This is a genomic window from Microtetraspora malaysiensis, from assembly GCF_001528665.1.
Classification (GTDB): domain Bacteria; phylum Actinomycetota; class Actinomycetes; order Streptosporangiales; family Streptosporangiaceae; genus Microtetraspora_A; species Microtetraspora_A malaysiensis.
Window position 1 is genome coordinate 524,306 of sequence record NZ_BBYJ01000007.1, and the last position, 14,231, is coordinate 538,536.

General features: G+C 67.7%; 17 protein-coding genes. 7 read left to right on the forward strand and 10 right to left on the reverse strand.

The genetic code is table 11. The features are described from left to right. Window positions 1-19: 19 nt before the first annotated feature. On the reverse strand, window positions 20-379 hold the full coding sequence (locus AWQ71_RS10190) for a DoxX family protein (protein WP_218001715.1): 360 nt from the start codon (window positions 377-379) through the stop codon (window positions 20-22). Window positions 380-524: 145 nt separating this feature from the next. On the opposite strand from AWQ71_RS10190, the gene AWQ71_RS10195 reads away from it, so the two are divergent. Further along, entirely contained in the window at window positions 525-1,442 is a 918-nt protein-coding gene (locus AWQ71_RS10195; protein WP_067130475.1) for a sigma-70 family RNA polymerase sigma factor, read from the forward strand. Window positions 1,443-1,776: 334 nt separating this feature from the next. On the opposite strand, the gene AWQ71_RS10200 is transcribed toward AWQ71_RS10195, so the two are convergent. Together AWQ71_RS10200 and AWQ71_RS10205 are read right to left on the reverse strand one after the other, a co-directional pair. Next, window positions 1,777-2,763 carry an NAD-dependent epimerase/dehydratase family protein gene (locus AWQ71_RS10200; RefSeq protein ID WP_067130478.1) on the reverse strand — a complete coding sequence of 329 codons (987 nt, stop codon included), beginning with the start codon at window positions 2,761-2,763 and terminating at the stop codon, window positions 1,777-1,779. Window positions 2,764-2,994: 231 nt separating this feature from the next. Further along, complete coding sequence (locus AWQ71_RS10205; RefSeq protein ID WP_067130241.1) at window positions 2,995-3,549, reverse strand: carboxymuconolactone decarboxylase family protein; 555 nt, start codon at window positions 3,547-3,549, stop codon at window positions 2,995-2,997. 420 nt (window positions 3,550-3,969) lie between these two features. Between AWQ71_RS10205 and AWQ71_RS10210 the strand changes: the two genes are divergently transcribed. Next, window positions 3,970-4,815 carry a trypsin-like serine protease gene (locus tag AWQ71_RS10210; protein WP_174550695.1) on the forward strand — a complete coding sequence of 282 codons (846 nt, stop codon included), beginning with the start codon at window positions 3,970-3,972 and terminating at the stop codon, window positions 4,813-4,815. A gap of 117 nt (window positions 4,816-4,932) precedes the next feature. Here AWQ71_RS10210 and AWQ71_RS10215 read toward each other — a convergent pair whose 3' ends face one another. Further along, window positions 4,933-6,063 carry a WD40/YVTN/BNR-like repeat-containing protein gene (locus AWQ71_RS10215; protein ID WP_067130244.1) on the reverse strand — a complete coding sequence of 377 codons (1,131 nt, stop codon included), beginning with the start codon at window positions 6,061-6,063 and terminating at the stop codon, window positions 4,933-4,935. 119 nt (window positions 6,064-6,182) lie between these two features. On the opposite strand from AWQ71_RS10215, the gene AWQ71_RS10220 reads away from it, so the two are divergent. After that, window positions 6,183-7,172 carry a helix-turn-helix transcriptional regulator gene (locus AWQ71_RS10220; protein ID WP_067130246.1) on the forward strand — a complete coding sequence of 330 codons (990 nt, stop codon included), beginning with the start codon at window positions 6,183-6,185 and terminating at the stop codon, window positions 7,170-7,172. A 292-nt stretch (window positions 7,173-7,464) separates the two neighbouring features. Here AWQ71_RS10220 and AWQ71_RS10225 read toward each other — a convergent pair whose 3' ends face one another. Beyond that, window positions 7,465-8,310 (reverse strand): SDR family oxidoreductase, encoded by an 846-nt coding sequence (locus AWQ71_RS10225; RefSeq protein ID WP_067130249.1) that lies wholly within the window; start codon window positions 8,308-8,310, stop codon window positions 7,465-7,467. Next, window positions 8,307-8,609, reverse strand: coding sequence for a hypothetical protein (locus AWQ71_RS10230; protein WP_067130252.1), 303 nt, complete (start codon window positions 8,607-8,609; stop codon window positions 8,307-8,309). Before AWQ71_RS10230 ends, AWQ71_RS10225 begins: the two co-directional genes overlap by 4 nt. Before the next feature lie 73 nt (window positions 8,610-8,682). On the opposite strand from AWQ71_RS10230, the gene AWQ71_RS10235 reads away from it, so the two are divergent. Further along, on the forward strand, window positions 8,683-9,180 hold the full coding sequence (locus AWQ71_RS10235) for a MarR family winged helix-turn-helix transcriptional regulator (RefSeq protein ID WP_245658201.1): 498 nt from the start codon (window positions 8,683-8,685) through the stop codon (window positions 9,178-9,180). Between the two features lie 57 nt (window positions 9,181-9,237). Next, window positions 9,238-9,381: a GntR family transcriptional regulator gene (locus AWQ71_RS44605; protein WP_169806536.1), complete on the forward strand. Its 144-nt coding sequence runs from the start codon at window positions 9,238-9,240 to the stop codon at window positions 9,379-9,381. Between the two features lie 130 nt (window positions 9,382-9,511). Here AWQ71_RS44605 and AWQ71_RS10240 read toward each other — a convergent pair whose 3' ends face one another. Then, window positions 9,512-10,555: a TolB family protein gene (locus AWQ71_RS10240; protein WP_084258742.1), complete on the reverse strand. Its 1,044-nt coding sequence runs from the start codon at window positions 10,553-10,555 to the stop codon at window positions 9,512-9,514. A 609-nt stretch (window positions 10,556-11,164) separates the two neighbouring features. After that, window positions 11,165-11,395 (reverse strand): hypothetical protein, encoded by a 231-nt coding sequence (locus AWQ71_RS10250; protein ID WP_157570266.1) that lies wholly within the window; start codon window positions 11,393-11,395, stop codon window positions 11,165-11,167. A gap of 211 nt (window positions 11,396-11,606) precedes the next feature. Between AWQ71_RS10250 and AWQ71_RS10255 the strand changes: the two genes are divergently transcribed. Together AWQ71_RS10255 and AWQ71_RS10260 are read left to right on the forward strand one after the other, a co-directional pair. Further along, entirely contained in the window at window positions 11,607-12,806 is a 1,200-nt protein-coding gene (locus tag AWQ71_RS10255) for a sensor histidine kinase (RefSeq protein ID WP_245658202.1), read from the forward strand. Then, window positions 12,794-13,456, forward strand: a complete 663-nt coding sequence (locus tag AWQ71_RS10260; protein ID WP_067130266.1) for a response regulator — start codon at window positions 12,794-12,796, stop codon at window positions 13,454-13,456. The genes AWQ71_RS10255 and AWQ71_RS10260 overlap by 13 nt, the downstream gene beginning before the upstream one ends. Here the strand turns inward: AWQ71_RS10260 and AWQ71_RS10265 are convergent. Both AWQ71_RS10265 and AWQ71_RS10270 read right to left on the reverse strand, forming a co-directional pair. Further along, window positions 13,423-13,812: a CPBP family intramembrane glutamic endopeptidase gene (locus tag AWQ71_RS10265; protein WP_067130269.1), complete on the reverse strand. Its 390-nt coding sequence runs from the start codon at window positions 13,810-13,812 to the stop codon at window positions 13,423-13,425. The two genes, AWQ71_RS10260 and AWQ71_RS10265, sit on opposite strands and share 34 nt — an antisense overlap. Before the next feature lie 88 nt (window positions 13,813-13,900). Further along, window positions 13,901-14,231, reverse strand: a 331-nt coding sequence (locus AWQ71_RS10270) for an integrase core domain-containing protein (protein ID WP_067130272.1), incomplete at its 5' end; no start/stop codon positions are given.

Here is a 14,231-nt window from a genome sequence, read left to right on the forward strand (position 1 = left end):
AGTAGACCGGTTTCCGGGTTCACACGTGCGGGCTGAGATCCCAGAGATTGTCGGCCGAGGCGAGGCGCAGGACCAGGGCGACGACGGCGACCAGAAGAAACGCGATCGGGAACGGAATGGTCGAGTACCAGCTGACGCGTAGGTGAGCGAAGATCGCGCAGACGAAGAACAGCACCAGCCCGATCGCGGCGGCTACGCCGACGAGCGGCACGGCGATGCCGACGATCAAGCCGATGGCGCCGGCGAACTTCAGGGCTCCAAGCGGCAGCAACCACGACGGCGGGACTTCGACCTTGGCCGCGTCGGCCACCGCGCTCTCCACCCGGCGGAAGTCCAACGAGGCCGCCCAAACGTTCAACGCGGCGGCGACAACCGCCACGGCCACATACCCGGTGAACATCGCACTTTCCTCCGTCCTTCCTTTGGCCAGGGGCCCAGCGCAGCCACGACCCAGCACCGAGTCACCAGTTGCACGGTTCGCCCGTCATCGATATGACGGTTCTGCGGGCTGAGAGGTGACCACGTTGGAGGATCCGGACCGGCTGGCCGAGTGCTTCGAAGCACATCGCGGGCGGCTGCGCGGCGTGGCCTTCCGAATGCTCGGTTCGCTTGCCGAGGCCGACGATGCCATTCAGGAAACCTGGCTACGGCTCAGCCGCGCCCGAACCGGGGACGTGGAGAACCTGGCCGGCTGGTTGACGACGGTGGCCGCCCGCGTCTGCCTGGACATGCTGCGCACCCGGGCCGCGCGCAAGGAACAACCGCTGGACTCGGCACCCGTCTCGGCGATCCCGGACCCAAGCCGCCGTGTCGACCCTGAACAGGAGGCACTCACCGCGGACGCGGTGGGGCTGGCGCTGCTGGTCGTGCTGGATCGCCTCACACCGGCTGAGCGGATCGCGTTCGTGCTGCACGACATGTTCGACGTGCCATTCGCCGAGATCGCCGGCATTGTCGGGCGCAGCCCGGGCGCCGCCAAGAAGCTCGCAAGCAGAGCACGGACCCGGGTGCGCGGCGGGACCATCAACCACGCGGACCTGACCCGGCGGTGGGAGATTGTCGAGGCCTTCCTGGCGGCCGTCCGCGAGGGCGACCTCCAGGCTCTGCTGGCGCTGCTCGACCCCGACGTTGTCCGGCGCGCAGATTCCTGGGTGATCCCGGCCGCCGAACCTTCCGAAGTCCGCAGCGCGCAGGCAGTCGCGGAAGGAACGGTGCGTTACGGCCGGACCGCGACACGGTTCGCCCGGCCGGCGCTGATCGACGGAGAGCCCGGCCTCGTCGTCGCACCCCACGGCCGGCTCCGCATCGCGCTGACCATCCACATCGAGAACGACAAGATCACTGAGATCAACGTGATCGGCGAACCGAGCCGACTCGCCGAACTCGCCATAAGCATTGCCGGCTGGGGCCACCGGCCACGCGCAAGGCCCTCGACCGCCTGAGCCGGAGCCTCGACGGTGAAAGCGAGCGATAGACGACGTTGCTGTGCATCGCTGCTGCACGGAGATCCAAAAGACCCCCTGCGATCGCAAGGGGCTTTTGAACTGCGAGCCGCCTTGGGGAATCGAGCCCCAGACCTTCTGTTTACAAGGTCCCCAAACGACATCCAGGAACGTTCAGACCAGTTCGCCGTGCAGGTCGCGAACGATCCGCCCGTTCGCATGAGTCCAGCTCAGTCCGAGGTCGTGCGGCTTGGTGGCTCCCAAGTCGGTTCGCCTTCGCCCCCATCACAGCGCCACAAGGTCAGGCTCAGCCCTCGTACGAGGTCACAAGCCGTCAGTCGAGAGCGTCGAGCAACTCGCGCTCGCGCTGGCCGCTGAGGCCGGAGCGTCTTGCCCGGTCCAGACCCTGCTCACGTTCCCACAGCAGCGTGTCGGTCAGCATTTCCGCCCGGGGCCGATGACGGAGCCCCGCGGCGCGAGCCGCAGCCCCGCTCCGGGCTGAGAATCCTTCCCAGCCCGGCTCGACCAGCCACATCGGCAGCGACTCGGCCCCCATGTACTCGGCCACGCCGTTCGCGAGCAGCCACGCCGAGTCGGCGGTGACCACCGGACCAGTGTGCCCGCCGATAGCGCGGGACAGCTCGATCCACTCTGCGAACGGAACGACCGGACCGACAGCGTCGTATGTGCCGACGACTCCCGTCTCCGCGGCGTCGAGCAGCCAGGCCGCGAGGTCCCTCGCGTCGATTGCCTGTGTCGGCGTCGCCGACGCGTCGGGTACCAGCATCGGCCCTTGCGGATCGCGTGCGGCACGGGCCACCCAATAGCCGGAGCGTCCGCTGTGATCACCCGGACCACCGATGAGGCCGGCGCGTGCGATGAGAAGGCGGTCGCCCACCGCGGCCGCCGACGCCTGCTCGCAGGCGACCTTCGCCTCGCCGTACAGCGCGCGGTCGACCTCGCTTTGATCGGCCGGAGCGAGCAGGGCCGTGGACTCGTCCGCGTCCGGCATGGCGTGGGAGGCGTAGGCACTGACGGATGAGACATAGGCCCAGTGCCTGGCCCTGCCACCCAGCGCGTCGAGCGCCCCACGAACGAAGCCCGGCTGCCATGACACCTCAATGACCGCATCCCATTCGCGGTCGAGCAGTGGTTCGTACGCCGAAGGATCGCGCCGGTCGGCGGCCACCAGCGTCGCCCCCTCCGCGACCGCTCCGCTTTCACCGCGAGCAAGGCACGTCACCCGATGACCGCGCTCGATCGCCTGCCGTGACAGCTCGCGGCCCACCCACGCTGTACCGCCCAGAATCAAGATCTCCATCCCGACACCCAAGCACCGTGAACACCGAACACCCAGACGGGTTCACTCAAAGCGGACCCGATGCGCTGACAGCGGACCCGATGTCGGCGATACGCCTTGCCCTGATCGAAGTGGAGAGCGGCATTCGTCCGGACGAACAGGCGGCCGGCGTTTCCAGGTCGCGATCTGCACCTCATCGGGGCCGCTGCCAAGGGCAGCCCCGATGAGGCCGGTTGCGGGCGAAGGAGCCGGTCAGCCCTGCATAGCCTCGATGCTCTTCGAGTATCCGAGCGAAAGGAGCGTATCGGCCATCGGTTCGTAGTCGGCTCGTGCCGGGGGCGCGAATGTGCCCAGACCGTCGACGTACCTGTTGAACATGCAGAACGTGGCGGCGATCAACACCGTGTCGTGGATCTCCGGGTCGGTGGCACCCGCGGCCCGCGCCGCGTCAACCGCCTCCTGGGTTACGGCTCGGCCGCTTTGCTGCACGAGCGCCGCGATATCCAGCAAAGCCCGCATCTTTGGCGTCACGTCCGCGGCATGCGGATTGGTGCAGGCCTGCTCGACCTGTGAAGCGCCGCCAGGAAGCTGCCTCGCCGCCATTACGCCGTGGATCGTGCCGCAGAAGTCGCATTTGTTGAGTCGCGACACGTACGCGGCGATGAGCTCGCGGTCTCCACGCGACAGCGTGTTGTCGCCGGCGAGCAGCAGTTCGGTGAGCTCGTTGAGGGGACCGGCCGTCTCAGGCCGGTAGATCATGAGGCCGAGGATGCCAGGGGCGTCGTTGTTGAGGGAGATGTATGCCACTCTTCGGATGATCTACCTCGGACAGGCCGTGTCCACCCCTGCCACGAATCTTCACCATTCGTTAATGGACACATGTCGGCGGCCCATTGTCACGATCTTCGTCTGGCCGGCGCACAAGCTCTACCCCCCAGGGCGACCGCCCGGAAGTGACATGATCAACGACGCCTCGACCGAGCAAAGCTTGCGGTGGCCGGTGTCGCGCCCATCGCTGTACGCCGGCGGGACGAGGCCGGGACGCCCTGGCCGGCACCGCCCGCCTGTTCCCCGGCACACTGACGCCGGTCGCACCTCCGGAGGAAAGGCAACAGTAATGATGCACGTCAAGTCGCACCCTTTTTCGTAGCCGGTTCCCGAACACATGCTTGACATCGCATAGAGAGTCATGGAACAAAATCCAGAACAGAAAGGACTCTCCCCCCAATGCGAACTATTCGACACGCCGTACTGGCTGCCGTCGTCGCCCTCGTCGCCATGCTGTCCCTGGCGGTGCCGGCGTCTGCCGTCACCGGCGGTGAACCCGACGGCAACAAGCACCCCAACGTCGGCCTGATCCTCTTCTACCAGCCGGACGGCAGGTTCCGCTGTTCGGCCACCCTCATCTCGCCGACTCTGGTGCTCACCGCGGCCCACTGCACCCAGGGCACTCTCGGCAAGACGCTCGTGACCTTCACCTCGGTCATCGCCGAGCAGCCGCCCGCGCCGTTCCCGACGGCGGCGGACCCGAGCAAGGGGTACACGGCCAAGGAGCTCGCCAATGCCGGCTACCTCTCCGGCACGGCCTACACCCACCCCGAGTACTCGGACTTCACGGACAAGAACAACTGGAACGACGTGGGCGTGATCGTCCTCGACAAGCCGGTCTCGGGAATCACGCCCGCCAAGGTCGCTCCCGCCCGTTACCTCGACCAGTTCAAGCAGCCGCTGCTCAACAAGACGATCTTCACGTTCGTCGGGTACGGCACCGAGGTGCGCAAGCCGGACGGCGGCCCCCAGAAGCCGCAGCCGATGAGCTACCCGATGCTGCGCCGCTTCGCCGAATCTCAGGGGCAGAAGCTCACGGACCAGATCCTCCAGGCCAACGGCAACCCCAACGACACGCACGGCACCGGCGGCACCTGCTTCGGCGACTCGGGCGGCCCCGGGTTCCTCAACGGCTACGTCGTCACCGTGACCAGCTACGGCTACACGGACAACTGCCGTTACCTCGGCGGCTACCAGCGCGTCGAGATCGCCGGCGTGCAGAAGTGGCTCGCCACCTTCGCCTGACAACCGCACCGTCTGTAACCGTCTAGCACGGCAACGCCGGGTCCTCCCCATCTCCGCGACGAGATGGGGAGGACCTTTTTCGCGGTTTCAGGCCCGGCGTCTGAGCGGGTGCGGGCGCTACACCTCTTCGGCCACCCCCAGGTACATCACATTCGGCTGCGCGGGGTTGAAGGCGATGGAGGTGACCCGGTCGTAGGAGTTGTGGTTGATGGTGACGCGGTTCTTACGGGATTCGTACTTGTAGATGTCGGTGCCGATCGACGACCATCCGGTCCCGAAGTCGAAGTAGAGGACGTCCGAGTCCTTCGGGTGCGGGGCGAGCAGCGGCCCGTTGGGAATCGTGACCGCCCGGTCCTGGTCCACGACGGGGGTGAAGTTCCTGCCTCCGTCGTCCGAGCGGTAGATGTGCCGGCCTCCGGACGGCACGCCGGCATCCAGCTCCGCCAAGTTGAGCCCCATCGCCCAGACGACGTTCCCGGCGGCCGGGGAGATCGCGGCACTGAACACGTTGACCTTGTCGCCGGGCTTGGTCATCCCTTCGGCTGAGGCCCAGGTGCGGCCGCCGTCGAAGGTGACGCGGGCACCGGTGTCCGAGGCGCCCAGCACCACGTGGTCCAGGTCGTGCGAGTCGAACACCGCGGTGTAGGACATGCGGGTATTGCTCGGCGACCAGGCCGGCACCCCGACGGGCTGCCACGTGCGCCCCCCGTCCTGCGACTCGTACAGCTGGCCTTCGAGGTCGGACACCCGCAGGCGGTCGCCGTTACTCCGGTCCACGCCGAGCCCGATCAGGTCGCCGGCCGGCGCGGTGAGCGGCGTGACGCCCTCGGGTGTGGTGAGCGCGAGGTTGCCGTCGCGGTCCCAGGCGTAGGCCCGGCCGCCCCGGGCCGCGACCAACTCGATTTGCGAGCCGCTCACCTCGCCGGTCACCCTCCAGGTGCAGCCCGCGTCGTTCGAGGCCAACAACTGCTTGTTGGACATGGCCAGCAACTGGTTCGGACTGTCGAGCGCGACAAGACCCGTGGTGTAGACGATCGGCCGCACCGGCTTGCTGGTGGGCGCGATCTTCTTGCCGTCGTTCCACGCATACGTCACAGAACCATCACTGCCGACCGTCTGGCAGGTCGGCTGGCTCCAACCGAAGCCGTCGAAGCCGTCGCCGGAGGGCTTGTCCCTCGCTAGGGCGGGTGTGGCGGCCGACAGGACCGTCAGCGCGGTCGCGAGTCCGATGGTGAATGCCTTCTTCAACACTGCCTCCCCGACAGGTACGTCTTACGAGTCCGTTCCTATCGGTGAGTTCGATGCTCAAGCTAGGTCTGATAGCGGCAGATTTACGCCATTGCAGGCATCTGACACACTGATCGATCATGAACGCGGACGACAACGCGCTCGCGGCGGTCGGGGTGGATGCCGAGGACGAGCAGATCTACCGCGACCTGCTGCGCCGGCCGCGCGCCACGCTGCCTGAGCTGGCCGCGCACACCGGCCGCACCACGGTGGCCCTGCGCCGGGCGTGCTCGCGGCTCGAGTCACTCGGTCTGGTCAGCCGCATGGCGGGGCGCCCGGTCCGGTACGTGCCGACCAGGCCCGACGTGGCGGTGGCCGCCCTCATCTCCCGCCGCGAGGAGGGGCTGGCCCAGGCCAGGCTCGCCGCGCTCGCGCTGCTGGCCGAGACACCGCGAACGGAGAACCTGGCCCCCGAGGAACTGGTCGAGGTCGTGCAGGGGCAGGCGGCCGTGGTGCAGCGGTTCACGCAGTTGCAGCAGACCGCGACCGAGGAGCTCCTGGTGCTCGACCGGCCGCCGTACGCGCAGGACCCCTCCCAGCAGAACGTCCCCGAGATGGAACGTCTCGCGCACGGCCTCCTGGTGCGCGGCATCTACGACGCCTCGGCCCTGGAGATCCCCGGCAAGCTGCGCCTCGCCCAGGAGTCGGCAGCGGCCGGAGAGCAGGCCAGGGTCAGCCCCGATGTGCCCATGAAGCTGGCCATCGCCGACCGGAGGACCGCCATCCTGCCGCTGAGCGCCGACGCGTCCGCCCACGCGGACAGCGCGGTCATCGTGCACTCTTCGTCGCTGCTCGACGCGCTGGTCACCCTGTTCGAGGTCTTGTGGCGGTCGGCGTTGCCGCTGCCGATCTTCGACGCGCGCTCCCGCCCGGCGGACCTGCCGGATCCCGAGCTGTTCGTGTTGCTCGCGGCCGGGCTCAAGGACGAGGCGGTCGCGCGCCAGCTGGGGGTGAGCCTGCGCACCGTGCACCGGAGGGTCAGCGAGCTGATGGACCGGCTCGGCGCCCGCACCCGCTTCCAGGCCGGCCTGCTCGCGGCACGCCGCGGCTGGTGGGACGCGGATTCCTGACCGCCCGGCAAGGCCCCTGACCGCGAACCCGCTGGTCAGGGCCTTCCACATCCGAGCCGCCTTGGGGAATCGAACCCCAGACCTTCTGTTTACAAGGAAAGGGCAGGCACCTCGTCAGGGACGCGCGGCCCTGTTCCGCCCACTCATCCGGCTCCCGGATCTCAGCTACATTCCCGCGATCGCCGCCTTGAGCGTCATCGCCGTACGGTCGTCGGGCGGCTCTCGACGGATGGCCTGCTCAGGACGGGTCGTTCGCGTGCCGGTTGCGGGGCTGAGGCACGCATGGCAGTGCTCAGGCGCCGCGGATGCGGTCGGCGAAGTCGCGGGCGAAGTCGGCGAACGGCCGGGCAGAGTGGCCCATGACGTCGGGGAAGTCCGGCGTCGTGAAGTCCCCCCAGCCGCCCGCGTAGGCGGTGCCGTACTCGGCGTTGACGGCGGCGACCCAGTCGGGCAACCCGGCGCCGAGCATGGCCTGGTAGGACTCTCGCTCGCTCAGCGAGTGATAGCGGATCGGCGTGCCGAGCACGGTTTCGAACTGCTCGGCGGCTTCCTTCAACGAGATGCTGGCCGGGCCGGTCAGAGTGTAGACCTGGGCGTCATGCCTCTCGGGCTCGGTTAGCACGCGCGCGGCGAAGTCGGCGATGTCCCGCACATCGATCATGCCGACCCGCCCCTCCCCCACGTTTCCAAACAGCGTGTCGCCGTTCACCGAGCCGAAGAGGTTCTGCATGAAGAAGTGCGGCCTGATGATGGTCCAGCCCAGGCCGGAGGCCATGAGCTCGGCATCCGACAGAGCGTGGAGACGCCCGTTGCGGGTGGGGGCGTCGTGGCCCGCACCGACGGCAGACATGCGCACGATGTGACGCACCCCCGCCCGGCGAGCGGCCCAGATGGCGTTCATGGAGGCGTGCGGCGCCTGCGGGCCCATCGCCGTGAGCAGCCACAGGGTGTCGACCCCCTCGAAGGCCGGGCCGAGCGTGCGGGGCTGGTCGAGGTCGCCGATGACGACCTCGGCCCCGGTGATGTCGCGCGCCTTGCCAGGGTCACGCACGAGTACCCGGACGTCGTCCGTGGTGGGCAGGGAACGCAGGAGCGCGCCGGAGACGTTGCCGGTCACCCCGGTGATCAAGATGGTCATCGTTCGTCCTCGTCTTCGATGGTGGTGCCTTCCTCGGCGGACGCCACGTGGTCGATGGCGTCGAAGAAGGCCTTGATTCCGGGGAGGTTCGCGCCCTCCGCCCGTGAGCTCGAGAAGTCCTCGGGGGTCTGCCAGTGCACGATGTCCAGCCATTGGTCGCCGGGCGGGCGGACCAGGCGGACACCCGGGAAGCTGGGACGGCCGGCCCGGAAGTCGGCGAGCATCGCCGGTCGCGCGGCGAGCGGCCGTTCCACGTGCTCGGGCACCACATGGAACCGGGCTAGTTCTACGGTGGTCATCACGTCCCCTCCTCGTGAGCAGGTGACATCGAGAGTATAGTAAGAATTAGTGACTATCAAGAATGGTGACTAATTGAGTGATGGACAGGTGACCCCGATGCGGCGCAGCGAACGCAAGCAGATCGACCCCGACCTCGGCATCATGGCTGGCCAGACGCTGTTCGCCATGCAGAAGGAGCTGTTCGCGACCCTCAGCCGACAGGGACATCCCCACCTCAAGCCTCGGCACGGAGCAGTGCTGGCCTACCTCGACGAGGAGGGCAGCCGCGCGACGGATCTTTCCCAGCAGTCAGGCCAACACAAGCAGGTAATCGGCACGCTGGTCGACGAACTGGTCGAACTGGGCTACGTGCGCCGCGAGCCCGATCCGCAGGACCGGCGGGCGAAGCTCGTCGTGCCCACCCCGCTCGGGCTCGACGAGATGGCCCAGTCGGACGCCATCGTGGCGGCCATCGAGCGCAGACACGCGGAGACCCTGGGCGAGGAGGTCTACGCCGTCTTCAAGCAGGCATTCCGCCAGATCGCCAACCTCCAACGCACCCACCCCACCCAGAAACTCTCCACGGACTAGCCGAGGCATCGTGCGGCCCACCGCTCGGCTGAGGTCTCCTATCGCTATCAGGAGATCGTGAAGAGCTTGCGCGGCCGGATCAAGCGGGGCGAACTCGGGCCGGGCGACGCCCTTCCCAGTGAGGCCGAGCTTCGCTGGCTGTTCTCTGCGGCTCGCAGCACGTACGGCAGGTGTTCGCTGAGTTGGAGAGCGAGGGGCTGATCGTGTCCCGGCACGGCAAGGGCCGGTTCGTGCGCCGCACGCCCGCGGTGTGACGTATGGACGGATCGTGATGGGACGCGGAGCCCCGCGCCGATGACGGAACGCGGGACCATCTCCGCGTCCCGACTGATCATTTCAGAGCGCTGAAGTGCGGGTAGATCTGGGATTTCCTGCCGAGCTTGAGCAGAGTCTCGGTCACCCGGCCCTTCAGGTCGACGATCCCGATGCCGGCCGCGGTGGAGATGAGCAGGTGCTTCTCGTCGTACCAGCCGAGGGTGGTGGGCCGCGGGCCCGCGACGATGGGAATTCTCGTCACGGCCTTGCCGGTCACCGCGTCCCACACACAGGCGGCCTTCTCCAGCGGCAGGCAGGCGGTGACGAACTGCTTACCGGAGGGCGAGAAGACGCCGCGCCCGTCACCGCCCGGCCTGCCTCGCACCTGGTATTCCCTGGTGGCCTTGCCCTGGAGGTCGTACAGGCGGACGGTCGTGCCGCCGAGCCTGCCGTTCCTGACCAGGAAGCGGGTGCCGTCGTGGTTCCACTCGAAACCGCCGACGGTGACCAGCGCCTTGTGGATCTTGAGGAAGCGGGGCGTGAAGTCAGGCAGATCGAGGATCAGGACTCCTGCCGAGCGGTCGTCTTGGCGGGCCAAGCTGACGGTGAACAGCAGCTTCTGGCCGTCCGGCGACCACCTGGGCCAGCGCATCTGGGGATACTGGGTGCCGCCGTTCTCGGTGTCGGCGGGAGTGTATTCGGTGAGCTGAATCGCGACATCCCGGCTCTTGCCGGTGGTCCGGTCAAGGATCCGCAGACGGTCCTTGCCCGGCTCTCTTGGCGACTCCAGTCGCGCAACCGTCCAGCGTCCGTCGGGGGAGACCGCTACCTCCCCGTAGTCGGTCTTGATGAACCGCCGCCGGTCCGGCTGCCATGCCCACAACGCGAACGGGTTTCCCTGGGCCTGGACGTTGACAGTGCCGTAGGACGTGAGCTGGATAGGGCGGCCGTTCAGGTCGGCGACGACCGCAGCCTTCCCCTTTCCGACCTGGCCATTTCCCGCCTGTTCCGTTACACCAGGTAATGGGCCTCTGGTCGGCTGGGGCGGGGGCACGGCAGCCGAGGTGGTGGTGGTGAGCGCGAGTGCGCTTACCAGGCAGGACGCGAAACGGCCGAGCATGTGATCTCTCCTGGCTGCCGGAAAGAAAGCCTTACCAAGATCAGGATAGGTCCGCCCCTGGGCCCGCTGTGGCGATTCATGACAAATCGATCAGTACCAGGAATTAAGTGGTATTCCTTTGACAGCCGCGTGGCTTCAGGTCCTCGGGCCCGGCGCTCACGCGGAATGGGTCCACTCGCCATCCGATGATGGGGCTGGCCGCCAGCGGGAATGCTGTATACAGCAGTGGGATACGGCAACACCGTCTTACACGATCACATGCCAGCGTTGCTGACTGGGCGCGCGATCTGGCCAGACAGCGTCTTGAGAAGCTCCTCCCTCGCCGGTGGGCGCATACGCAAGGCATCGCCGCGCAGGCGGCCTCGCTGGCTCCGATCCTCGGTGACAACACCGACACCCTGAGCGATGCCGCCCAGGCCGACGAGACGCAACCGTGCTGTATCTCGCTGCTGTACGAACGTCGAGAGGCCCTTCCCGATCGCGGGAAGGGGCCTCTGAGCTGCGAGCCGCCTGGGGGAATCGAACCCCAGACCTTCTTCGTTCCTGGCCGTGCTGTGGCGAGCCGTTGCCAGGCCGGTCATCCCCACGTGCCCGCTCGTTGGCGGGATCTCAACGGTGGCGACGGGCTCGGATGTTGTCGATGACCAGCAGGATCACGCACGCCACCCCCGTCATGCCGAACGCCAGCCGTACCAACGTCGACATCCCGGAAAGCGAAGCCACCATGTTCGCGGCGGCGGCGAGCACCAGGAGGCACCACAAAACAGCACGCAGCACGAGGCGGCCGAAGGAGAGCGGGCGTCGCCGTGGGGCAGGCTGGTCGCGGTAGGGATCGGGCACAGCGGTGTTCCTTTCGTGGATGGGCGTTCCTCACGCTAGAAGTGGCCGCTGTGCTGCGAAAGGACACATGCGCCCGCGTCCAGGTGGTGCAGGCTCTACCTTCCGCCGCTTCCTCCCGTTGCGCCATATTTGCTGACATAGGGTTCGGGTGAGGAGAGGGGTTGCCATCAGCGACAGCCGCGGCACAAGCCCGCGAGATGTGTTCGAGGCTGTGGAACGGCTCGCGGGTGGCCTGGGAACGAGTCTGCTGGCGCTGTTCACCTCAGCCGGGCTGACCGTGGTGGCTGTGGCGAGCCTGGCGGGGGTGGGCCTGCTGCTCCTGCCGTTCATGCTGTCGCTGGTACGGCTCGTCGCCGAGCGCGAGCGTGGGCGGCTCAACCGATGGCAGTACCAGGTGATCAGCCCCTACGCTGACACGCGCCCGACAGGCTGGGCTGCCCGTCTGCGCGCGGCCGCGAGTGATCCGGCGACTTGGCGCGATCTACGCTGGCTCGCCTCTCACGCGAGCCTGGGTCTCCTGCTGGGGTTGGCGGGGGTCGTCCTGCCGATCATCGCCGTCCGCGATGCGAGCTTTCCGCTCTGGTGGTGGCTGCTCCCGATCGAGGAGGCCGGGGCGTCGTTGGGCTTCCCGGTACGCACATGGCCGGCGGTTCTGGCCGTCAGCCTGATGGGCATCAGCTGGGCTGCCATCCTGATCGGTCTGGGCCCGGCGATGGCGCGCCTGCAAGCACTTCCCGGGGTGCGGCTGCTCCGGCCGCACCCGTCGGCTGACCTGTCCCAGCGCATCGCGCAGCTCACCGTGACCCGTGCCAGCGCCTTGCAAGCCCATGCTGCCGAACTGCGCCGTATCGAGCGCGCATTGCACGATGGCACGCAGAACCGGATCATCGGCGTGGCCGTACTCCTCGGTGTGGCCCGCGATGCGGTGGTACGGGATCCCGCCAGTGCAGAGGCGGCTCTCGAACGCGCTCAGAGCGCCGCCGAACAGGCCTTGGGTGAGCTTCGCACCGTGATCCGCGGGATCTTGCCGCCGGTGCTGGAGGAACGCGGCCTGGCCGGGGCGCTGACTTCGCTGGCGGCCGACTGCCTCGTGCCGTGCGAGGTCACGGTGACTGAGCTGGGTCATCTGCCCGTCGCGGTCGAGACCACGGCCTACTTCATTGCCGCTGAGGCCCTCACCAACACCGCCCGGCACAGCCGCGCCACCACCGCCGCCGTCAGCGTGAACCGGGTCGGCGACCTACTGTCGGTCCACGTGCGGGATGACGGCATCGGTGGAGCCGCTGTCAGTGCAGGCTCGGGGCTCACCGGGATACGGCGACGCGTCGAGGCCCACGACGGGACCATCACCCTGACCAGCCCCATCGGGGGGCCAACCGTACTGGAGGTCGAGTTGCCGTGCGCATCGTGATCGCGGAGGACGACGCCCTACTACGCGAGGGGCTCACTCTGCTGCTGACCGCGCGGGGCTTCGACCTGGTCGCGGCCGTACCGACGCCAGAGGAGTTCCTGGCGGCGGTGGCCGAGCATCGCCCGGACATTGCCGTGGTCGACGTGCGCATGCCACCGACCTTCACGGATGAAGGCATCCGCGCCGCCGTACAGGCACGTCGACTGCATCCGCCGCTTGCGGTGCTGGTCCTGTCCGCCTACGTCGAGCAGTCCTTCGCCGCCGACCTGCTCGCCGACGGGGTCGGCGGCATCGGCTATCTGCTCAAGGAGCGAGTCGGGCGGCTCCAGGAGTTCTTGGACGCCCTACACCGGGTGGTCGCCGGTGGCACCGCGATCGACCCGGAAGTGGTCGCCCAGCTCTTCACCCACCAGCGCGCCATCGACGTCATGCGGCCCCTCAGCCCACGTGAACGTGAGGTGCTGGCGCTCATGGCCGAAGGGCTGGGCAACACCGCCATCGCCGAACGCCTCTTCGTCACTGACAAGGCGGTTCACAAGCACATCCGCAACATCTTCCTGAAGTTCGACCTCCACCCGACGGACCAGACGGACCGCCGGGTCGCGGCCGTGCTGCGCTACCTCGACAGTCGTACGCCGTCCCGTTCATGAAAGGCACCAGAGCGCCGTACGGCCAGCACCACCACAAGGAGCGCCGTCGTGACCCAGACGGGAATCTGACTGAGCAGCGGATCCACCTGGACCGCGGTGTTCGCTCCCAGCCCCGAAGTGATCAGCACCGCGAAGGTGTTGTTCGAGCTGTGCGCGATGACCGCCGGCCACACCGAGCCCGAGCTCAGATCCAGCCAGCCCAGCACGATCCCCGCCAGCATGCACGACACCGTCATCGCGACCATTCCGGCGATGCCGCCATCGTCGTAGTTGAACCCGCGGAGCACCAGCGGCGCATGCCAGAAGGCCCACAACGCACCGCTGATCAACAACGTGGGCCACATGCCCAACGGCATGAGCCTGGGCAGCAGGTAACCCCGCCATCCCCATTCCTCTCCGAAACAGGGGATCAGCTGTCAATCCCCTGAAAACGTGGAGACGGTCCTATGCCACAGCGGCCCTCAGCAGGGCCGTTGAAGTGTGCCTCTTCTCGGCCATCTGACGCTCGAATGCGATGGGCGGCAATCCGTCGTTGGCGCTGTGCCTCCTCCTTGTGTTGTAGAAGTCGTTGATCCAGGTTGCGATCTTCACGCGAGCCTCGGCCCGCGTCCGGAAGCGCTGCCGATACACGTACTCGACCTTGAGCGTGCTGTTGAACGCCTCGGCCGCGGCGTTGTCGAGAGCGCATCCCACCCGGCCCATCGACTGCACGACGCCGTGCTTGCGGCATTCGACCTGGTAACAGGCAGCGGTGTACTCCGACCCGCGGTCGGAA

Coding starts and splice junctions, on each gene's coding strand:
- AWQ71_RS10200 (WP_067130478.1), bottom strand. CDS start 2,763: ATGGAGATCTTGATTCTGGGCGGTACAGCGTGGGTGGGCCGCGAGCTG.
- AWQ71_RS10210 (WP_174550695.1), top strand. CDS start 3,970: ATGCGAACTATTCGACACGCCGTACTGGCTGCCGTCGTCGCCCTCGTC.
- AWQ71_RS10220 (WP_067130246.1), top strand. CDS start 6,183: ATGAACGCGGACGACAACGCGCTCGCGGCGGTCGGGGTGGATGCCGAG.
- AWQ71_RS10225 (WP_067130249.1), bottom strand. CDS start 8,310: ATGACCATCTTGATCACCGGGGTGACCGGCAACGTCTCCGGCGCGCTC.
- AWQ71_RS10230 (WP_067130252.1), bottom strand. CDS start 8,609: ATGACCACCGTAGAACTAGCCCGGTTCCATGTGGTGCCCGAGCACGTG.
- AWQ71_RS10240 (WP_084258742.1), bottom strand. CDS start 10,555: ATGCTCGGCCGTTTCGCGTCCTGCCTGGTAAGCGCACTCGCGCTCACC.
- AWQ71_RS10265 (WP_067130269.1), bottom strand. CDS start 13,812: ATGCCGTTGGGCATGTGGCCCACGTTGTTGATCAGCGGTGCGTTGTGG.